The following is an 18,757-nucleotide window of genomic DNA, read 5'->3' as shown; positions in this document are numbered from 1 at the left end:
AACCATATGAACTCGATTTTCCTCAAACGCCGATGGGTCTTGACCGCTCTGGCGGTCAGCGCCCTCACCCTGCACGCACAGGCCCAGACCAACGACACCTGGCCCAGCCGCCCCATCACCCTGGTGGTGGCCTCGGGCCCGGGTTCCGGCGTGGACATCGCGGCGCGTGAAATGGCCCAAAAACTCAGCGCCGTCTTCAAGCAGCCGGTGGTGGTGGACAACAAGCCCGGCGGCAGCGGCATGCTGGCCGGTGGCACGGTGGCCCGCGCCAAGGCCGATGGTTACACCCTGCTGTATTCCACCGGCTCGTTCGTGGTCGTGGCGCCTGCGGTGCTCAAGACCATGAGCTACGACCCGGTCAAAGACCTCACACCGATTGCACAGACGGCTGCTGGTGGCATTTTGCTGCTGGTCAACAAGGACGTTCCAGCCAACAACCTCAAGGAGCTGGTGGCCCTGATCAAGGCCAATCCAGACAAGTACAACTACGGTACCTGGGGCAACGGCTCCTCGGGCCAGCTGACGATGGAGTGGCTCAAGAAGCAGGCCGGACTGAAGATCATTCACATCCCCTACAAGACCACACCGCAAATCATCAACGACCTCGTCTCGGGCGTGCTGCAGGTGGCCTGGTCTGACCCGGGCACGCCGGTGGCCATGATCGAGTCCAAACAGATCAAAGGCATCGCTGTCAGCGGCAACGTCCGTGTGCCCCGCACCGCGGGCATTGCGACCATGGGCGAGCAAGGTCACGGTTTTGACGCGGTCGGCTGGTTCGGTGTATTCGGCCCGGCCAACCTGCCCAAGCAGATCACCGACCGCCTGAACGCCGAGATCAACAAGGTGCAGAAGTCACCCGAAATGGCCAAGCGCATGGAAGGCTGGAACCTCGAACCACCGCCCGCCAAAACGCCCGAAGAGTTCAAGGCCATCATTTCCCGCGATGTGAAGCTCTGGAGTTCGATCGCCAAGGACGCCAACATTTCGGAAGACTGAGAACAGCCCGACTGTTCGTTATAGGCGCTTGCCCTGTAAGCGATGGCGTGGATCCTCTGAAATTCATCGTCAGCAGGGCGGGCTCCTACACAAGCGCGTGAGTGGTCAAGACCTTCGGGGATTGCACGCGTGCGGTTTTGGCGCTGCAGCCAAACTGGTTCTGGTACCAGCGCGAGAAACTGCTGGCTGCGGTGAAGCCCAGCAAATCTGCGATCTCGGCCAGAGAGCGCTTGCTCTCCAGCACATAGCGCAGTGCCAACTGTTTGCGGATGTCGTTCATGGCGCAGGAAAAAGTTTGCCCCCGCTCGGTCAGGCGGCGCTGGATGGTGCGGGGCATCACCCCCATGTGCTCGCTGACCTGCTCGATGGTGCAGCGCCCGCTGGGCAAGAGCAGCAAGATGGTGCGACGCACATCGTCTAGGATGTGCGACTCGTCTGCAGGCGGCGCAAAATCCAGCAATTTCTGTGCGTAGCGGATCATGGCCGGATCGGCGAATTCGTTGCGTGTGTCCAAGTCTGCCCTGGTGCAGACGATGCCATTGAAATCCTGGTTGAAGGCGATGCGCGGACCCAAAATTTTGGTGTGCATGCGTTCGTCCCTAGGGGCGGCGTGTTCGAAATACACCCGCTGGGGCTGCCAGTTCCGGCCAATCAACTGGCGAATGACCCGCACCATCACGCCCATCGCCAGTTCGACGCGCTGGCGCGTGGGCTCACCCGCACGGCCCGACAGCAGGCGTTCACGCAGAACCACGGTGTTGCCTGCCTCCTCGATCACGAGGGACAGCGCGCTGTTGAGTGTGGCCAGATAACGCACCAGCAGATTCAGCGAGTCGCGCAAGGTCTGCTGATCCCGGATCAGCAAGCCCACCGGCCCCAGATTCGACAGCAAGCGGGAGCTGGCCATGCACAAGCCGAAACTTTCGTTGCCGGATTGGCTGGCCGATTCCTGCAGCAGACGCCCGACCTTGTCGCCCGGGATCATCAGATCGGGCTCATCCAGCACACGAGGATTGAGCCCGGCATCCAGCAACATGCGCAGGGGGTTGAGCCCTGAGGACTGCGCCACTTCGGCATAGTGCGTCAGGCAGGCGGCGCGAACAAGGGACTGGGCCATGGCGGTTCTCCTTGCGAAAGGATCAAGGGGTGCAGCGCCCAAGGGCGTGCGCTGCCGTCGCTTACTCGGGCTTGTACTGGATGGAACGCAGCAGCTCGCCCTGGCGCTCGTAACCAGCGCGCAGGTCCTTGCTCAGCTCATCCGGGGTCAAAGGCAAACCGGCCTCCATGCCCATGGCTTCGATGCGCTGGCGCACCTTGGCCTGCTGCAGGTATTGCAGCGTCAGCTCGCGCACCTTGCTCTGGATGGTCGCAGACAAGTCTGCCGTGGACCACAAGCCCATCCAGCCAACTTCATTGAGCGCGGGATAACCCAGTTCGGTGAAGGTCGGCACATCCGGCAAGGCCGTGATGCGGGCTGGAAAATTCACCGCAAAGGCCTTGACCTTGCCCGCCTTGACCAGCGGCAGCGCGGTCGCCGGGCCATCGAACATCAGGGGCACATGGCCGCCCATCACATCCTGCAGGGCAGGGGGCGAGCCCTTGTAGCCAATGTGCTTGAGCTCCACCTTGGCCAGGCGCGCAAACTGCACCCCGGAGGTGTGCCCCCGCATGCCGGTTGCATAGGAGGCATAGTCCATGCCGCCCTTCTGGGACTTGATGTGCGCCACCAGTTCCTTGAGGTTCCTGGGCGCCAGATCGGCGTTGCCCAGCAGGATCAGGCCTTGCCGACTCACCTGCACCAGCGGTTTGAGGTCGGAGAACGGTTTGTAGGTGACCGGGTAGGCTTGCGGCGTCTCCGTGACGATGCCACCCTGGATCAGCAGCAGGGTGTGGCCGTCGTGCGGCGACTTCAGCAATTCGGCCACAGCGATCGCACCGGCAGCGCCGGGCTTGGCCTCCACGATCACCGGTTTGCCTGTGGACTGCCCCAGGCCTTCGGCCACGATGCGGGCCAGCGCATCGGCCGTGCCGCCGGCCGGGCCACCCACCACAATGCGCACCGGCTTGCTGGGCCACTCCTGCGCTTGGGCAGTGGATGCGGCTGCACCCAGCACCACGGCAGCGATGGTCGACCATAACCTGCGGCGTGCGCTCATCTGTAAAAAGTTCATGTTTGTCTCCTGTGTATCTACAGGGTATCCACGCGAGGCGCGGACACCCTCGACTCAACGCGATTTGTGCAAATAACCCTGGTTGCCGCCATTGCGGTTGGGGGCAAAGCCATTGGCCGCCAGTGCTTCGTCGGCGGTCTCGTAAAACACGCCGATCCTGCAGATCTCGCGGGCCTGCTTGGCCGTGGCGATGTCGCGGCCGAATTCCTGCGAAATGCGCACCAGTTGCTCGATTTGCTTCACGGTGCTTTGCTTGGCGGTGCGGCGCTGGTTCCAGATGACGTCTTCGGTGCCGCAGCGCACATGCAGGCCCATGGCAATGCCCATCATGTTCACGGGCAGCACGTTGCGCACATTGCTCTCTACCGTCACCACAGCGCCATCGGGCACGCCGCGCATGAAGTTGCCCAGACTGTAGACGTTGGGCGTGTCCATGCCACCGCCAATGGCCACCCAGTTCATCACCAGCGGGCCTTTGTAGAAGCCGCGGCGGATCAGGCGCTCGACCGACTCGAAGCTGTTGGTGTTGTAGCACTGGAAGGCGCTCTGGATGCCCGCGGCACTGAGGCGCCGCACATGCTCTTCCACCCACAGCGGGTTGGCCGGAACAATCATGTCCTTGTAGGTGTCGAACAGCTTGGGGTTCTCGCGCGAGGTGCCGATCACATCGCCGTCTTCCATGTGGTCGGTCACGTTCATCTGCGAGGTGTTCACCGTTACCGTGACCTGGTCGGGCACCGGGTCCAGCTCGGCCAGCATGTGGCGGGTGTCGTCGCTCAGCCACTTGGCCGCCTGGCCATCGCTCTCGGGGGCGAACGAGATGGAGCCGCCGACCTGAATAATCATCTCGGGCACGGCTTGGCGCACGCCGGCGATCAGTTCGTTGAATTTGGACAGGCGCTTGCTGCCCTTGCCATCGAGTTCGCGCACATGCAGGTGCAGCACGGTGGCACCGGCGTTGTAGCAATCCACCGCTTTCTGGATCTGGTCTTCCATGGTGACTGGAATGTCCTCCGGAAAGTCCGAAGGCAGCCAGCCCGGCGCATAGGGCGCGGCCGTGATGATCAGCGGTTGCTGGTTTTCAGGAAAAAGGTGTCCGTCGAGGAAATTCATGTGGTGTTTCCGAAGTCAGATGAAATGGATCAATACGGGCGGTCGCCGATGATGGCGGCGCGCTCCATCTTGCGGGGGGCAGGCCAGTAGTCCATGACCGCGTAGTGCTGTGTGCTGCGGTTGTCCCAGATGGCCACGCTGTTGGGCCTCCAGGAAAAGCGCACCTGGTATTCGGGGATGCTGGCCTGGCTCAACAGGTAGTTGAGCAGGTGGCTGGCGCCGGGGGTCTTGTCCAGGCCAAAGCGCACGTTCTCGGGCGTGTGGAAGTTGACAAAGTTGGTGGTGAAGCTGCACACGTTGAGCACTTTTTCGCCCGTCTCTGGGTGGGTGCGCACCACCGGGTGTTCGGCAGGCGGGTTGGCGGCAGCCAGCTTGCGGCGGGCGTCGGGGGCCATCACCGCACCGAAGGAGTGTTCGATGCTGCTGCGGGCGCTCAAGCCATCGATCTTCTGCTTGATGTCGTTGGGCAGATTCTTGTAGGCCTCCACCATGTTGACCCAGATGGTGTCACCGCCGATGGGCGGGCATTCGATGCAGCGCAGCACGCAGCCCATGGCCGGGGTCTCGCGCCACAGGCCGTCCGAGTGGTAATTGTTTTCGTAGTTCTCGCGCTTGTCGTTGCGGTAGATCTGCACCAGGCCCGGGTGTTCCGGATCGCTGCCAGCGACAGGGTGGTCTTCCAGATCGCCAAAGCGGCGTGCAAACGCCACGTGCTCGGCGCGCGTGATCTCCTGGTCGCGCAAAAAAATCACACGGTGCTGCAGCAACGCGGTCTTGATCTTGGCGAACAGATCGCCGTCGCGGCTGGCGTCGCCCAAGTTGACGCCGCTGATTTCGGCGCCGATGGCGGGGGTCAGTTGTCGAACATGCATGAGGGTCTCCTGAAGGGGGGGTGTCAGATCACGAAGATCGACGAGCCGGTGGTTTTGCGGGCTTCCAGATCGCGGTGCGCCTGCACCGCGTCATCCAGGGCATAACGCTGGTTGATTTCGATGCGGATGCGGCCTGCTGCGATGTGGCCAAAAATCTCGCCCGCCAGCTCGGCTTTTTCTGCGGGGTCGGCGATGTAGTCGGCCAGAGCCGGACGTGTGAGGTACAGCGAACCCTTGCGCGCCAGGATGTGCGGGTTGAATGGCGGGATCGGCCCGCTGGCCGTGCCCACGCACACCATCAGGCCACGGCGCTTGAGCGAATCGAGCGAAGCCTCGAAGGTGTTTTTGCCCACGCTGTCGATCACCACGTTCACGCCCACACCGCCCGTGAGCTCGCGCGCGCGCTTGGCCACGTCTTCGTGGCTGTAGTTGATGGTGTGGTCGCAGCCGTGAGCACGGGCCAAGGCTGCTTTCTCCTCGGTCGACACGGTGCCAATCACGTTCAGTCCCAGCAGCTTGGCCCATTGCGACACGATCAGGCCCACGCCACCAGCGGCTGCGTGCAGCAAAATGGTGTCACCCGGTTTGTAGTCCCAGATGCGGGTCATCAGGTAGGCCGAGGTCAGGCCGCGCATGGTCATGGCGGCGGCGGTTTCCAGGCTGATCGCATCCGGCAGCTTGATGAGGGGCGCGGCGTCCACCAGGCGTTCGGTGCTGTACGCGCCCAAGGTGTTGGTGAAGCCGGTGTAGCTCACGCGGTCGCCCACGGCCAGCTGTGTCACGCCTTCGCCCAGTTCCTCGACGATGCCTGCCGCCTCCACGCCAATGCCGTTGGGCAGCGGGATCGGGTAGGTGCCATCGCGGAAGTACGTGTCGGCGTAGTTCAGGCCCACCGCCACATGGCGCAGACGCACCTGCCCCGGGCCGGGGCGACCCACTTCTGCGGTAGTGCTGTAGAGCACCTCGGGGCCACCCACACGGTCAAATCGAATCACTTTGGCCAATCTCGTCTCCTGCTTGTATGATCAGAAAAGCGCATGGGAATCAAGTCCGTTGCGCAAGCAGGTGTGATTCTTCTATCTCTAGCCCAATGGCTCTTGACCTGCCGCGCCATGAATTGACCCATCACGCCAAGCAGCCGTCCGATCCGCCTAGGGATTTCCCTTAAACACCACATGACCATCCAGGTACGCAGCGTTTCACTGGCCAAGTATTCGGCCATTGCACGTGAGTTGGGCATTGACCCGGTCAGCATGCTGCGCCACGTCGGTTTGGACCCGAGCTGTCTGCTGACACCCGACCTGCGCATTCCCGAGGTCTCTCTGGCCAACCTCTTGGATGCCTCGTCCAAAACAGGAGACAGCCGTTCATTGGGTTTGCTCATGGGCGAAAGCTGGCGGCTGTCGGACTTTGGCGTGCTCAGCCTGTTGCTGCAGCACCAACCCACCTTGCGCCAGGCCTTGTTGGAGTTCAAGCATTACCGCCACTTACTCAGCGATTCGGTGGCCGTGGACATCACCGAACACCAGCAGGTGGCCGTGGTGCAATGTGCCCTGGTGACCGGGCGCACCCACCCGGGCCGCCAGCCCATGGAGCTGGCGGTGGCCGCCTTGCTGTCGCTGTGCCGCCACCAGCTGGGGCCAGACTGGATGCCGCGCCGCGTTCACTTCGCCCACGCCGCCCCGCCCAGCACCCTGATCCACCAGCGCGTGTTTGGCCCCTACCTGGAGTTCGGCTCCGACTTTGATGGGCTGGTGCTGGGCAAAGAAGAACTTGATCGCCACCGCGCGCTGAGTGACCCGAACATGGCCCGTTATGCCCGGGACTTCATCGACCTGCAGCCACGAGGGCAAGCCCAGAAAGTCAGCCACGCGGTGCACCGAGCCGTGCACCTGCTGATGCCGCGCGGGCGGCACACCATTGAGCAAGTGGCTCAGCACTTGGGTGTGAGCACGCGCACCCTGCAGCGTCAATTGGCCGAGGAAAGCGCCAACTTCCAGTCGCTGGTCAATGATGTGCGGCGCGAACAGGCCTTGCGCCTGATCGAAGGCCAGGCCCATAGCATCACCGAAGTGGCGCAGATGGTTGGCTTTGCCGAAACCAGTGCCTTCTCGCGCTGGTTCGGCCAGCAGTTTGGCGTGTCGCCCTCGCGCTGGAAAAAAGACTGACGCGCCGCGCTGGCGCGCTACGCACTCAGAGGGCCTGAGTCAGTTCAGGCACAGCGCCAAACAGATCGGCTTCCAGGCCAAAGTCGGCCACACTGAAGATCGGCGCCTCAGGGTCCTTGTTGATCGCCACGATCACCTTGGAATCCTTCATGCCCGCCAGGTGCTGGATCGCACCCGAGATGCCGGCTGCGATGTACAGCTGCGGCGCCACGATCTTGCCGGTCTGGCCCACTTGCAGGTCGTTCGCGGCGTAGCCTGCGTCCACCGCTGCGCGGCTCGCGCCAATGGCCGCGCCCAGTTTGTCGGCCAGCGGGGTCATCACTTCATTGAACTTCTCGGCGCTGCCCAAAGCGCGGCCACCGGAGACGATGATCTTGGCGGCGGTGAGTTCGGGGCGGTCGTTCTTGGCGATCTCGCTGCCCTTGAAGCTGCTCTTGCCGCTGTCTGCTTGCGCGGCTGCGGATTCGACGGCAGCGCTGCCACCTGTGGCCGCTGCGGCGTCAAAGCCTGTGGTGCGCACGGTGATCACCTTGGTGGCGTCGGTGGACTGCACCGTGGCCATGGCGTTGCCGGCGTAGATGGGGCGCTCGAAGGTGTCGGCCGAGAGGACTTGCGTCACATCGCTGATTTGCGCCACATCGAGCTTGGCCGCCACGCGGGGGGCCACGTTCTTGCCTGCGGCAGTCGCGGGGAACAGGATGTGGCTGTAGTTGCCAGCGATGGCCAGCACTTGCGCTGCGACGTTCTCGGCCAGGCCATGGGCCAGGGCTTCGCTGTCGGCGTGGATGACTTTGGCCACGCCCGCGATTTGGGCGGCGGCTTGCGCAGCAGCAGCGGCGTTGTGGCCGGCGACGAGGACGTGCACGTCACCACCGCAAGCGGCAGCGGCGGTGATGGTGTTGAGGGTAGCGCCTTTGATCGAGGCGTTGTCGTGTTCTGCAATCACAAGGGATGTCATGTTTTTTCCTTGATGAATAGGGGTTGCTGTAGGAGCTTGCCTGCAAGCGATGGTCTGCGGACTTCGACCGGTCGATCGCCAGCAGGGCTGACTCCTACAAAAACAGCTTGTTTAAATGACCTTGGCCACGTTCTTGAGTTTGTCCACCAGCGTGGCGACATCGGGCACCTTGATGCCGGCGCTGCGCTTGGCGGGTTCTGCCACCTTCAGGGTCTTGATGCGGGGGGCCACATCGACGCCCAGGTCTTCGGGCTTGAAGGTGTCGAGCTGCTTTTTCTTGGCCTTCATGATGTTGGGCAAGGTCACGTAGCGCGGCTCGTTCAGGCGCAGGTCGGTGGTCACCACCGCAGGCAGGCTGATGCTCAGCACTTCCAGGCCGCCGTCGATCTCGCGGGTCACTTGGGCTTGGCCATCCACGATCTCGACCTTGGAGGCGAAGGTGGCTTGGGGCAGATCGGCCAGTGCGGCCAGCATCTGGCCAGTCTGGTTGCAGTCATCGTCAATGGCTTGCTTGCCCAGGATGATCAGGCCGGGTTGCTCTTTGTCCACCAGGGCCTTGAGCAACTTGGCCACGGCCAGGGGCTGCAGGTCCAGGTCAGCGGGGGTCTCGACCAGGATGCCACGGTCGGCACCGATGGCCATGGCGGTGCGCAGGGTTTCCTGGCACTGGGCCACGCCGCAAGAGACGGCGATCACCTCGGTGGCCAGGCCTTTTTCTTTCAGGCGCACAGCTTCTTCAACGGCGATCTCGTCAAAGGGGTTCATGCTCATCTTGACGTTGGCGATGTCCACACCGGAACCGTCGGACTTGACGCGCACTTTGACGTTGTAGTCCACCACCCGCTTGACGGGAACGAGAATTTTCATGATGTCTCCTTGGGTATGCAGCACCGCTCAATCGAGCTTGGCGCCAGAGAGTTTGACCAGACGTTCCCAGACCGGGGCGTCCTTCTTGAACTGGACCGCAAATTCCTCGGGTGTGCTGCCCACGGGAATGAAGCCCATTTGCTGGATGCGTTCGCGCACATCGGGCTGCGCGATGATGACGCGCACTTCGGTGGCTACGCGGGCCAGCACGTCCGCCGGGGTTTTGGCGGGTGCGCTCATGCCCACCCAGCCGGTCACGCGAAACACCTCGTCCTTGATGCCCTGCTCGGTCATCGTCGGTACCTTGGGCAGCGCGGGCATGCGCTGCGTGCCGGTGACCGCCAGCACCTTGAGGCGACCGGATTCGATGTAAGGCCGCGCCGATTGCAAGCTGGCAAAGGTCAGCTGGATCTGACCACCCACCAAGTCCTGCAGCATCAGGGCTTCACCCTTGTAAGCGGCGTGGTTCATGTCGGCTTTCAGGTTGTCCGACAGCCAGGCACCGGCCAAGTGGGCATACGAGCCCATGCCCCAGGACCCGTAGGCCAGCTTGCCCTTGTTGCGCTCGATGTACTGCAACAACTCCGGCGCGGTGTTGACCGGCAGTTGCGGGTGGACCAGCAAGACCACCGGGGCCAGCGCGATCTGCGTGATCAGGGCCTGATCTTTTTGTGGGTTGTAGGGCAGCTTCTCATAAAGGTACTGGTTGATGAGCATGGTGGTGCCCAGCGAAACCAGGAAGGTGTGGCCGTCAGCCGGTGACTTGAACGCCTGGTCGGTGCCCGTGACGCCACCGGCGCCACCACGGTTGTCGACCAGCACAGGCTGGCCCAGGCGCGTGGCCAGCTTCTCGCCCAGGGTGCGCGCCGTGATGTCGGTGGCACCACCGGCGGCATAAGGCACGATCAGTTTGATGGGCTTGCTGGGGTAAGCCTGTGCCCCTGCGGTGGCTGTGCTGAGGGCCAGCCCGGCCACCAGCAGGGTGCGGCGATTGAGAAGCGAAGTCCGGAAAAATGTCATGGTGAAGTTTCTGTGTCAGTCCACGCCAATGGCTTTGTCGCGGATCACGCGACCCCATTTGTCGTAATCGTTCTTGAGGCGCGCGGCCATGCGGTCGGCGTTTTGGTAGTTCGCAATCGCGCCGGCGGTCAACAACCTTTCCTGCACCAATTTGTCGGCCAGGATCTCGCCGACTTCCTTGTCGATGCGCGCCACCACTTCTTTGGGCGTGCCCAAGGGGGCCAGCAGGCCACCCCAGGAGACGGCATCAAAGCCCTTGAACCCTTGCTCGGCGATGGTCTTGACTTGTGGGAGCATGGCCACGCGCTGCGGCGAGCCGACTGCAATCGCACGCAGCTTGCCCGACTGGATATGCGGCAGGGCTGCCACCAGATCGGCATACATCACAGGCACCTGGCCGCCGATGGTGTCGGTGATGGCCGGCACACCGCCCTTGTAGGGCACATGCTGCATCTCAAACTGACCTAGTTCCTTGAGCAATTCCATGCTCAGATGACCAAAGCTGCCGGGGCCGGAGCTGGTGTAGTTGATCTCGCCAGGCCGCGCCTTGGCATGGGTAATCAGCCGCTGCACATCGGTCACGCTGGGCATCTGGCTGGGGTTCACCACCACCACGATCGGCAAGTCGTAGACCGTGGCCACAGGCGTGAAGTTCTTCACCGTGTCGTAGCCGACTTTCTTGTACATGTGGGGGGCCAGCAGCGTGGGCGTGGCCAGCATCATCAGGGTGTAGCCATCGGCCGGGCTCTCCATGACCTGCTTGGCTGCAATCGAGCCGGAGGCGCCTGCCTTGTTTTCCACCACCACAGGCTGCTTGAGCCGCTCGGCCAGCTTCTGGCCGAGGATGCGCGAAGCGGTGTCGGTTGGGCCACCGGCCGGGAAAGGCACGATGAGTTTGATGGGGCGGCTCGGCCAGGTGTTGGCCAGGGCCGCGGTCGCCACCAGCGGCAACAAGGCGCCCAGCAGGGCGCGGTGGGTGAATTGAAGAATGTTCACGGACGTGCTTCCTGAAAAAAAGGTCAATGTTCGGTCGATGCGGGCAGCGTCAGCACACCCTTGGCCTGCAAGGCCTGCAGTTCCTGCTCGGACATCTGCAGCAATTTCTGCAGCACCTCGCGCGTGCCTTCACCCAGGGTGGGCGGTGCGTTGCGAATGGGCAGGCGTTCGCCGTCAAGCCGGTAGGGCGGTGCAAACACATGGGTGCTGCCCGCCACTGGATGCGGCATTTCCTGCAGCAGGCCACCCTGGCGGGTGCGCTCGCTGGTCAGGGCCTCGTGCAGGCCCGCCACCTTGCCGCAGGGGATGCCTGCCGCGCTCAGGCGCTGCAGCAGCAGGTCGCGGGGGAAGGAGCGAATGAGTTCCGTCATCATGGGCAGCAGCGTGAGCCGGTTTTTGGCACGATCCACATTGGTGGCGTAGCGCGGGGCCTCCACGATGTCGGGTCGCAGCACCACCTCACGGCAGAACTTGTCAAACTGGCCGTTGTTGCCCACCGCGATGATGAGCGGGCCATCTGCTGCCTCGAACATGCCGTAAGGCACGATGGACGGGTGGGCGTTGCCGTAACGCTGGGGATCGCGGCCCAGCAGCATGGCGTCCAGGCCGTAGTAGCCAGTCACCATCAGGCCACAGTCGTACAGCGACATCTCGATGTGCCGACCCTGACCCGTACGCTCGCGCCGGAACAGCGCCGCCAATACCGCCTGGGCCGCGTACATGCCGGTCATCATGTCCACCACGGCCACGCCGAACTTGAGCGGGACCTGCCCGGCCTCGCCGTTGATGGCCATGAGTCCGGCTTCGCCCTGGATCACCAGGTCGTAGCCTGGGCGTTTGGCCTCGGGCCCGGCGCTGTTGTAGCCGGCCACCGAGCAATAGATCAAGTCAGGCCTGATGGCCTTGAGCTGGGTGTAACCCAGGCCCAGCTTGTCGGCGCCACCGGTCTTGAAGTTCTGGATCACCACATCGAACTGCGGCAGCAGGTCGTGGATCAGCTTTTGTCCTTCGGGCGTCTGCAGATCCACCGTGATGGACCGCTTGTTGCGGTTCATGCTGTTGTAGTAGGTGGTTTCGGTCTTGCCGATGCGCATGCCCCAGTCGCGGGTATCGTCGCCGCGTCCGGGGTGCTCCACCTTGATGACCTCGGCGCCGAAGTCGGCCAGCACCTGCCCGCACAGCGGGCCGGCGAACACGCGCGACAGGTCCAGGACCCGCACGCCTTCAAGTGGCATGTCCATGGCTTCAGCCCTCTGCACCCAGGGCCATGTAACGGGCCAGGTGGTGGTCTTCGTCGCCGAGCTGGTGGTCGATCATGACCAGGCGCTTGGCGTAGTGTGACAACGGCAACTCCCAGGTCATGCCGATGCCACCGTGCAGCTGGATGCTTTCTTCGGCCACCAGCGTGCCAATTCGACCGATGGTGAACTTGGCCGCCGACAGCGCGCGTTCACGGGTGATGCGGTCAGCGTCCAGGGCGGCGGCGGCATTGATCACGGCCGAACGCGCCTGTTCCACTTCGAGCAGCAGATCGGCCATGCGGTGTTGCAGGGCCTGGAAGCTGCCAATCGGTTTACCAAACTGTTTGCGCGTTTGCAGGTATTCGAGTGTGCTTTGTTTGGCCACGTCCATGGCCCCCACAGCCTCGGCACACAGTGCCAGTACGCCACAGCCCACCGCTTGCTCCAGCACGGCCAGGCCCTGGCCTTCGGTGCCGAGCAATGCGCTGTCACTCACACGCACCTGGTCGAGCACCAGCTCGCAGGCACTGCCGCCGTCGATGCGGCTGTAGCTGCGACGCTGCATACCAGCGGCATCGCCCGGCACCAGGAAGAGCGAGATACCTTCGGCACTGTCCACTGCGCCCGAGGTGCGGGCCGACACCAGCAGCAGCTGGGCGTGTTGGCCGTGCACCACCACCGCCTTGCGGCCCGAAATCACCCAGCCATCGCCCTGGCGCTCGGCGCGGGTGGCCACGCGTTCGAGTTCGTAGTGGCCTTCGGGCTCGTCGTGGGCCAGCGCGGCCACGGTGCTGCCGTCGATCAGTTCAGCGATGCGGGCTTGCTGGACCTCGCTGCCCGCGGCAGCCATCGCACGGCCGACCATCAGCGCGCCCAGGAAAGGTTCGGTCACCAGGCCACGGCCAAGGCACTCGAACACCACGGCGATGTCAAAGCCGGCGCCGCCAAAGCCGCCTACCTCTTCGGGAAACAGCGCGCCAATCGCGCCGAGCTCGGCAAACTGCTGCCAGCGCTCAGGGGCGTAACCCTGCTCGCTATAGGCATTGTGGTTGCGCAATTCGATGCCGTATTGCTCGGCCACGAAACGGTTGAGAGAGTCCGCCAGCATGCGGCGGTCTTCGGTGTGTTCGAAATTCATCGCATGACCCTCACAGTCCCAGGATCATCTTGGAGATGATGTTTTTCTGGATTTCATTGGAGCCGCCGAAAATCGACAGCTTGCGGTAATTGAAATAGTTGGCAGCCGCCGTAGCGGCTTCCTTCGGACCCACGGGCTCATCGGCGTAGCCTTCGTACTGGGCCTCTTCGATGTAGGGCAGCGCATAAGGCCCCATGGCGCGGCGGATCAAGGACAGGATTTCCTGGCGGATCTCGGTGCCGCGGATCTTGAGCATGGAGCTCTCGGCCCCCGGCACGCCACCACCGGCCACCGCCGCGATCACGCGCAGGTTGGTGGTCTTCATGTTCTCCAGGTCAATCTCGACCTTGGCCATGCGGGTGGCGAACAGCGGGTCCTGGCTCAGAGGCTTACCGTTGCGGTGCACCTTGCTGGCCACCACCTTGAGCTTTTCGAGCGCAGCCACCGAAAAGCCCACACCGGCAATGCCCGTGCGCTCGTAGGTCAGCAGGTATTTGGCGCAGGTCCAGCCCTTGTTTTCTTCACCCACCAGGTTTTCGACCGGTACTTTCACATCGGTGAAAAAGACTTCGTTGACTTCGCGGTCGCCGTCGAGCGTGCGGATCGGGCGCAGCTCCACGCCGGGGCTCTTCATGTCCACCAGCAAAAAGCTGATGCCTTCCTGCGGCTTGGCGTCGCGGTCGGTGCGCACCAGGCAGAAGATCATGTTGGCGTGCTGGCCCTGGGTGGTCCAGGTTTTCTGGCCGTTGACGATGTAATGGTCACCCTGGCGAACCGCTGTGGTCTTGAGCGAGGCCAGATCGGAACCGGCACCGGGCTCCGAATAGCCCTGGCACCACCAGTCCTCACCACTGAGGATGCGCGGCAGCCAGTACCGTTTTTGCGCTTCGTTGCCGTACTTGATGAGCACGGGGCCCAGCATGTTCACACCAAAGGGCACAATGCGCGGCCCACCGGCCAGCGCGCATTCGTGGTCGAAGATGAATTTCTGCACCGGCGTCCAGCCGGGGCCGCCCCATGCCTGAGGCCAGTGGTTGGCGTACCAGCCGCGCTCGTTGAGGATGGCGTGCCACTCATCCTGGTCGGCCTTGGTCAGCCGCTGACCAGCCTTGACCTTTTGGGCGATGCGCTGGGGCAGTTTCTCATTCAAAAAGGCCTGCACTTCGGCGCGGAAGGCTTCTTCTTCGGGGGTGAAGTTCAAATCCATGTCAATCCTTGGGCTATGGCTGGCTGGATTCTCTTAGGGAAAACTGAAATTGACAATTACAGGCAAAGTTGACAAAGCGTCAAATAAAATTTGACATATGAACCTCGACCAATCCCATCTGACCCTCTTGGTGGACATCATCGATGCGGGCAATCTCAGCCAGGCCGCCCGCTTGCTCAAAATGACGCGTGCCAATGTGAGCTACCACCTGAACCAGCTGGAAAAAGCCGTCGGTGCACAACTGGTGCGTCGCACCACCCGCCGCGTCGAACCGACCGAAGTCGGCTGGCGGCTGTACGAGCACGGGCGCACCATCCGCAACGAAATCGTGGCCGCCCAGGAAACCATCACGCATCTGGGCCAGGGCCTGCAAGGGCGTGTGGGCTTGAGCGTGCCCAGCGGTTACGGGCAAATGGTGATGTCGGACTGGCTGGTCGAGTTCAAGCAGCTGTACCCGGGCATCGTGCTGGACGTGGTGTTTGAAAACCGCATCGACAACCTGCGCGACGAGGTAGACGTCGCCATCCGCATCCTGCCTGAGCCACCGCCGCAGATGGTGGCACGCGAATTCGGCACCGTACGTTACCTGGCCTGCGCCTCGCAGGCTTGTGTGGCCGTGCATGGTCTGCCGACTGAACTGGCGCAGCTGCGCAGCCTGCCCTTGCTCACCGCCAACGTGGTGGGGCGGCACCTGTCGCTGCGTGGCTATCGGCAAGGTGAGCGCGAAGAGGTCATGCTGGCACCGACCCTGATTTCAGACCACTACCCTTTTCTGCGCGAAGGCATTCTGGCCGGGCTGGGCATCGGGCTGGTGCCCGATTACGTGGTGAACGATGTCATCGCCAGTGGCCAGGTGCTGACGGCACTCGATGATTACCGCCTGAGCATTTTCGGCACCAACATGTATTTGCTGTACCTGCCCAACCGACACCAGACCCGTGCGGTGCGCACCTGCATCGACTTTCTCATGGACAAGGCGCGCTCAGGCGAGCGCTGAGCCGCTCGGCAGGGCCTTCCGCAGGTCCCCCATGATGTTCAGACCATCACAGAGGTCTGGCGTGTCTCAGCAACGCGCCCGAATCAACTGCTCCAGGGTGCGTTTGAGCAGAGTCACTTCATCCGCACCGATTTCTGTCATCACTTGGGCCTCGTGCACCCGGGCTTGGGTCAGCAGGGGTTGGACCTTGCGGTGACCAACCGGGGTGAGGCTCACCAGCGATTGGCGTTTGTCGTGCGGGGCGTCAACGCGCTGGACCCAACCGGCCTCTGCCATGCGCCCCACCAGCTTGGTCACGGTGGGCTGCTTGGCCAGCACGATGTCGGCCAATTCGCCCACGCTCAGCGCCTCTTTGCCCGACAGGCTGGCCATGACGCGCCACTCCAATAAGCTCAGCCCGCTGGCCTCGACCACGGCGTGAAATTCGCTGGAAATCAAATGGCTGGCGCGGGCCAGCAGGTAGGCCAGGTAGTCGTCAACAAAACCCGGGGTCTCGCTCATGGCAGTTTTTGGGTGGTGCTGAACTGCCCTTGTTGAAACACCAAAGGCTGGCCCTCGTCGGCAAAGCCGCAGCGCTCGACCTCGCCCACAAAAATCACATGGTCGCCTTCTTCGTAGCGACTGCGGTTGTGGCATTCAAACCAGGCCAGTGCGCCTCTCAAAATGGGCAAGCCCGCTTGTCCCAGCGTGTGGTCGGTCTGGGCAAAACGATCACCTTGGCCCGACGCAAAACGCTGGCACAGATCCAGCTGATCGGCCGCCAGCACATTGACCACGTAATGCGTGCCCGCATGGAACAGCGGCAGGCTGCTGGCGCGGTGCCCCAGGCTCCACAGCACGAGCGGCGGCGTGAGCGATACCGAATTGAAGGAGCTGGCCGTGATGCCCACAAAGCTGCTGCTGGCCGTGTCGCCTTTTTGCGCATCTGGCGCGAAGGTGGTGATGACGGTCACGCCCGTGGCAAAGCGCGACAGGGCTTGTCTGAAATGAGGGGCTTCAAAGTCAGGGGTCAGCGGCTGAATGGTCGGAGGTGGGGTGGGGCGCATAGGGTCATTATGGATGAATTTACATGAATATTCATATAAACTGTTTGGCACAGGGTGGTGCGTTGTGCTTTCAGCCCGTCCTTGCAGGAGACAAACATGTTGGTGGAAAAGATCGAACACAAGTGGCTGGCTGCGTTTGTCCGCACCTTCACCCTGTGCAAGGTGCAGCCGGGTGAAGTGGTGGCCATTTTGGCCGAAACGCAGTCGCGCCGTGTGAACGTGGAGCTTGCCCGTCTGGCGCTGGAGGGCATGGGGGCCAAGGTGTTTGAAGTGACGCTGACCACGCCTGCATTGACGGCACCCGCCCCGGTGCGCTCCACGGGCGCGAGCGACGCCATCGGGCAACTGGGCCCCGTGGTGGCGGCATTGGCCCGCGCCGACCTGGTGGTGGACTGCACCGTCGAAGGCCTGCTGCACGCGCTCGAGTTGCCGACCATCATGAAGGGCGTGGACGGCCACATGCCGCGTTTGCTCATGGTGTCCAACGAGCACCCTGAAATTCTGGAGCGCACCGTGCCTGATCCGGCGCTCGAAGGCGTGGTGCGTGCCGCCATGAAGAAGCTGCGTGGCGCACAACACATGCACGTCACGTCTGCCGCAGGCACCGACCTGCGTGTGAACCTCAAACATGGCGATAAACAAGCGGTGGTCGGCGGTGTGTGGGGCTTTTGCCCCAAGCCGGGCATGGTGTCGCACTGGCCCGCTGGGCTGGCGCTGGCTTTCCCGGCCGCGGGCAGTGTCAACGGCACGCTGGTCATGGCCCCGGGCGATGTGAACCTGACCTTCAAAACTTATTTGCGCGACACGATCCGCCTGACCATCGAGAACGACAGCGTGGTCGCCATCGAGGGGCAGGGCGTCGATGTGGACATGATGCGCGGCTACTGGAAAGCCTGGGAAGACGCCGAGGGCCACCGCGCCGCTTATGCCGTCTCGCATGTGGGCTTTGGCCTGAACCCGGCGGCGCGTTGGGACGCCATGGCGTTCTACGACAAGCGCGACTGCAACGGCACCGAGCTGCGAGCCTTTGCGGGCAACTTTCTGTACTCGACCGGGGCCAACGAAGTCGCGGGCCGCCACACCCTGGGCCACTTTGACCTGCCCATGCGCGGCTGCACCATCGGGCTTGACGACACGGTGGTGGTCGATGCGGGCCAAGTCGTGAGCGCGGCGCTGGCATGAACGCACCCGCCTTCACCGACGTGGGTTTGTCCACACAGCCTGCTGTGGTGTTCCTGCACGGCGTGGGCGGTGGCCGACACGGCTGGGCAGCGCAGCAAGCGCATGTGGCCGCTTTGGGCTGGCGCAGCCTGGCCTGGGACATGCCCGGTTATGGCGACAGCCCCATGGTCACCCCTTATGACTTCGCGCACCTGGCGCAAGCCCTCTGGCAGATGCTGGACGCGGCGCACATCGACCAAGCCGTGTTGGTGGGCCACAGCATGGGGGCCATGGTCGCCCTGCAAGCTTGGACGCAAAAGCCAGAGCGCATCCGTGGCCTGCTGCTGGCCGCCAGCAGTCCGGCTTTTGGCAACAGCGACGGTGATTTTCAAAAGCAGTTTTTGGCGCAGCGCCTGGCCCCGCTGGAAGCGGGCAAAACCATGGGCGACATCGCCGAAAAGCTGATCCCCACCATGGCTGCGCCCGGTGGCGATGCGGCCAGGCTCAAGTCGGCACACCACAGCATGTCGGCCGTGCCGCCCGCCACCTACCGCGCCGCACTTCATGCGCTGTTGCAGTTTGAGCAACGCGCCGCTCTGTCCACCATCACCGTGCCCGTGCTGTGCCTGGCTGCAGAGCACGACCGCACCGCACCACCCACGGTGATGGAACGCATGGCGCAAAAGATCCCCGGAGCGCGCTACGCCTGCCTGGCCGGGGCAGGGCATTTGCTGCATTACGAACAGCCCGAGGCGTTCAACGCCGAACTCGAAAAATTCCTGAAGGACGTGAAACCATGACCGACG

General features: G+C 63.1%; 19 protein-coding genes. 5 read left to right on the top strand and 14 right to left on the bottom strand.

Annotated elements, in window-relative coordinates:
- Nucleotides 1-6 precede the first annotated feature (6 nt).
- Nucleotides 7-996, top strand: a complete 990-nt coding sequence (locus QZ190_RS17735) for a tripartite tricarboxylate transporter substrate binding protein (protein ID WP_291919088.1) — start codon at nucleotides 7-9, stop codon at nucleotides 994-996.
- Between the two features lie 85 nt (nucleotides 997-1,081).
- Here QZ190_RS17735 and QZ190_RS17730 read toward each other — a convergent pair whose 3' ends face one another.
- From QZ190_RS17730 to QZ190_RS17710, 5 genes are all read right to left on the bottom strand, one after another.
- Nucleotides 1,082-2,113, bottom strand: coding sequence for an AraC family transcriptional regulator (locus QZ190_RS17730; RefSeq protein ID WP_291919086.1), 1,032 nt, complete (start codon nucleotides 2,111-2,113; stop codon nucleotides 1,082-1,084).
- Nucleotides 2,114-2,174: 61 nt separating this feature from the next.
- Nucleotides 2,175-3,167, bottom strand: a complete 993-nt coding sequence (locus QZ190_RS17725) for a tripartite tricarboxylate transporter substrate binding protein (RefSeq protein ID WP_291919084.1) — start codon at nucleotides 3,165-3,167, stop codon at nucleotides 2,175-2,177.
- Nucleotides 3,168-3,221: 54 nt separating this feature from the next.
- Nucleotides 3,222-4,280, bottom strand: a complete 1,059-nt coding sequence (locus QZ190_RS17720) for a 3-keto-5-aminohexanoate cleavage protein (RefSeq protein WP_291919082.1) — start codon at nucleotides 4,278-4,280, stop codon at nucleotides 3,222-3,224.
- 29 nt (nucleotides 4,281-4,309) lie between these two features.
- Entirely contained in the window at nucleotides 4,310-5,152 is an 843-nt protein-coding gene (locus QZ190_RS17715) for a TauD/TfdA family dioxygenase (protein ID WP_291919080.1), read from the bottom strand.
- 23 nt (nucleotides 5,153-5,175) lie between these two features.
- Nucleotides 5,176-6,156, bottom strand: coding sequence for a quinone oxidoreductase (locus QZ190_RS17710; protein WP_291919078.1), 981 nt, complete (start codon nucleotides 6,154-6,156; stop codon nucleotides 5,176-5,178).
- Nucleotides 6,157-6,327: 171 nt separating this feature from the next.
- On the opposite strand from QZ190_RS17710, the gene QZ190_RS17705 reads away from it, so the two are divergent.
- Nucleotides 6,328-7,320, top strand: coding sequence for an AraC family transcriptional regulator (locus QZ190_RS17705; RefSeq protein WP_291919076.1), 993 nt, complete (start codon nucleotides 6,328-6,330; stop codon nucleotides 7,318-7,320).
- A gap of 25 nt (nucleotides 7,321-7,345) precedes the next feature.
- Here the strand turns inward: QZ190_RS17705 and QZ190_RS17700 are convergent, their stop codons facing one another.
- The 7 genes from QZ190_RS17700 to QZ190_RS17670 form a co-directional block, all read right to left on the bottom strand.
- On the bottom strand, nucleotides 7,346-8,278 hold the full coding sequence (locus QZ190_RS17700; protein ID WP_291919074.1) for an FAD-binding protein: 933 nt from the start codon (nucleotides 8,276-8,278) through the stop codon (nucleotides 7,346-7,348).
- Between the two features lie 111 nt (nucleotides 8,279-8,389).
- Nucleotides 8,390-9,145 (bottom strand): electron transfer flavoprotein subunit beta/FixA family protein, encoded by a 756-nt coding sequence (locus QZ190_RS17695; protein ID WP_108428724.1) that lies wholly within the window; start codon nucleotides 9,143-9,145, stop codon nucleotides 8,390-8,392.
- Nucleotides 9,146-9,172: 27 nt separating this feature from the next.
- Nucleotides 9,173-10,165, bottom strand: coding sequence for a tripartite tricarboxylate transporter substrate binding protein (locus QZ190_RS17690; RefSeq protein WP_291919068.1), 993 nt, complete (start codon nucleotides 10,163-10,165; stop codon nucleotides 9,173-9,175).
- Between the two features lie 15 nt (nucleotides 10,166-10,180).
- Complete coding sequence (locus tag QZ190_RS17685) at nucleotides 10,181-11,131, bottom strand: tripartite tricarboxylate transporter substrate binding protein (protein ID WP_291919148.1); 951 nt, start codon at nucleotides 11,129-11,131, stop codon at nucleotides 10,181-10,183.
- Nucleotides 11,132-11,184: 53 nt separating this feature from the next.
- The gene (locus tag QZ190_RS17680; RefSeq protein ID WP_291919066.1) at nucleotides 11,185-12,402 is read right to left on the bottom strand and encodes a CoA transferase; all 1,218 of its coding nucleotides are present in this window, start codon (nucleotides 12,400-12,402) and stop codon (nucleotides 11,185-11,187) included.
- A gap of 4 nt (nucleotides 12,403-12,406) precedes the next feature.
- A complete protein-coding gene (locus QZ190_RS17675; protein WP_291919064.1) occupies nucleotides 12,407-13,540 on the bottom strand; it encodes an acyl-CoA dehydrogenase family protein in 1,134 nt (377 codons plus the stop codon).
- Between the two features lie 10 nt (nucleotides 13,541-13,550).
- Nucleotides 13,551-14,747 (bottom strand): acyl-CoA dehydrogenase family protein, encoded by a 1,197-nt coding sequence (locus tag QZ190_RS17670; protein WP_291919062.1) that lies wholly within the window; start codon nucleotides 14,745-14,747, stop codon nucleotides 13,551-13,553.
- A gap of 97 nt (nucleotides 14,748-14,844) precedes the next feature.
- Here QZ190_RS17670 and QZ190_RS17665 point away from each other — a divergent pair, with 97 nt between their 5' ends.
- A complete protein-coding gene (locus QZ190_RS17665) occupies nucleotides 14,845-15,744 on the top strand; it encodes a LysR family transcriptional regulator (protein ID WP_291919060.1) in 900 nt (299 codons plus the stop codon).
- Nucleotides 15,745-15,810: 66 nt separating this feature from the next.
- Here QZ190_RS17665 and QZ190_RS17660 read toward each other — a convergent pair whose 3' ends face one another.
- Together QZ190_RS17660 and QZ190_RS17655 are read right to left on the bottom strand one after the other, a co-directional pair.
- A complete protein-coding gene (locus QZ190_RS17660; protein ID WP_291919058.1) occupies nucleotides 15,811-16,245 on the bottom strand; it encodes a MarR family transcriptional regulator in 435 nt (144 codons plus the stop codon).
- A complete protein-coding gene (locus tag QZ190_RS17655; protein WP_291919056.1) occupies nucleotides 16,242-16,790 on the bottom strand; it encodes a flavin reductase family protein in 549 nt (182 codons plus the stop codon). The genes QZ190_RS17660 and QZ190_RS17655 overlap by 4 nt, the downstream gene beginning before the upstream one ends.
- A gap of 96 nt (nucleotides 16,791-16,886) precedes the next feature.
- On the opposite strand from QZ190_RS17655, the gene QZ190_RS17650 reads away from it, so the two are divergent.
- Entirely contained in the window at nucleotides 16,887-17,972 is a 1,086-nt protein-coding gene (locus QZ190_RS17650) for a peptidase M29 (protein WP_291919054.1), read from the top strand.
- The gene (locus tag QZ190_RS17645; RefSeq protein WP_291919052.1) at nucleotides 17,969-18,751 is read left to right on the top strand and encodes an alpha/beta fold hydrolase; all 783 of its coding nucleotides are present in this window, start codon (nucleotides 17,969-17,971) and stop codon (nucleotides 18,749-18,751) included. The genes QZ190_RS17650 and QZ190_RS17645 overlap by 4 nt, the downstream gene beginning before the upstream one ends.
- Nucleotides 18,752-18,757: the final 6 nt, after the last annotated feature.

Origin of the sequence: Limnohabitans sp. (assembly GCF_017848645.1) — a bacterium.
Classification (GTDB): Bacteria; Pseudomonadota; Gammaproteobacteria; order Burkholderiales; family Burkholderiaceae_C; genus Limnohabitans_A.
The sequence above is the reverse complement of the archived record's forward strand: the minus strand, read 5'-3'. Positions and strand labels throughout refer to the sequence as shown.

Coding starts and splice junctions, on each gene's coding strand:
- QZ190_RS17650 (WP_291919054.1), top strand. CDS start 16,887: ATGTTGGTGGAAAAGATCGAACACAAGTGGCTGGCTGCGTTTGTCCGC.
- QZ190_RS17695 (WP_108428724.1), bottom strand. CDS start 9,145: ATGAAAATTCTCGTTCCCGTCAAGCGGGTGGTGGACTACAACGTCAAA.
- QZ190_RS17735 (WP_291919088.1), top strand. CDS start 7: ATGAACTCGATTTTCCTCAAACGCCGATGGGTCTTGACCGCTCTGGCG.
- QZ190_RS17660 (WP_291919058.1), bottom strand. CDS start 16,245: ATGAGCGAGACCCCGGGTTTTGTTGACGACTACCTGGCCTACCTGCTG.
- QZ190_RS17665 (WP_291919060.1), top strand. CDS start 14,845: ATGAACCTCGACCAATCCCATCTGACCCTCTTGGTGGACATCATCGAT.
- QZ190_RS17655 (WP_291919056.1), bottom strand. CDS start 16,790: ATGCGCCCCACCCCACCTCCGACCATTCAGCCGCTGACCCCTGACTTT.
- QZ190_RS17715 (WP_291919080.1), bottom strand. CDS start 5,152: ATGCATGTTCGACAACTGACCCCCGCCATCGGCGCCGAAATCAGCGGC.
- QZ190_RS17725 (WP_291919084.1), bottom strand. CDS start 3,167: ATGAACTTTTTACAGATGAGCGCACGCCGCAGGTTATGGTCGACCATC.
- QZ190_RS17700 (WP_291919074.1), bottom strand. CDS start 8,278: ATGACATCCCTTGTGATTGCAGAACACGACAACGCCTCGATCAAAGGC.
- QZ190_RS17720 (WP_291919082.1), bottom strand. CDS start 4,280: ATGAATTTCCTCGACGGACACCTTTTTCCTGAAAACCAGCAACCGCTG.
- QZ190_RS17680 (WP_291919066.1), bottom strand. CDS start 12,402: ATGGACATGCCACTTGAAGGCGTGCGGGTCCTGGACCTGTCGCGCGTG.
- QZ190_RS17675 (WP_291919064.1), bottom strand. CDS start 13,540: ATGAATTTCGAACACACCGAAGACCGCCGCATGCTGGCGGACTCTCTC.
- QZ190_RS17690 (WP_291919068.1), bottom strand. CDS start 10,165: ATGACATTTTTCCGGACTTCGCTTCTCAATCGCCGCACCCTGCTGGTG.
- QZ190_RS17730 (WP_291919086.1), bottom strand. CDS start 2,113: ATGGCCCAGTCCCTTGTTCGCGCCGCCTGCCTGACGCACTATGCCGAA.
- QZ190_RS17670 (WP_291919062.1), bottom strand. CDS start 14,747: ATGGATTTGAACTTCACCCCCGAAGAAGAAGCCTTCCGCGCCGAAGTG.
- QZ190_RS17645 (WP_291919052.1), top strand. CDS start 17,969: ATGAACGCACCCGCCTTCACCGACGTGGGTTTGTCCACACAGCCTGCT.
- QZ190_RS17705 (WP_291919076.1), top strand. CDS start 6,328: ATGACCATCCAGGTACGCAGCGTTTCACTGGCCAAGTATTCGGCCATT.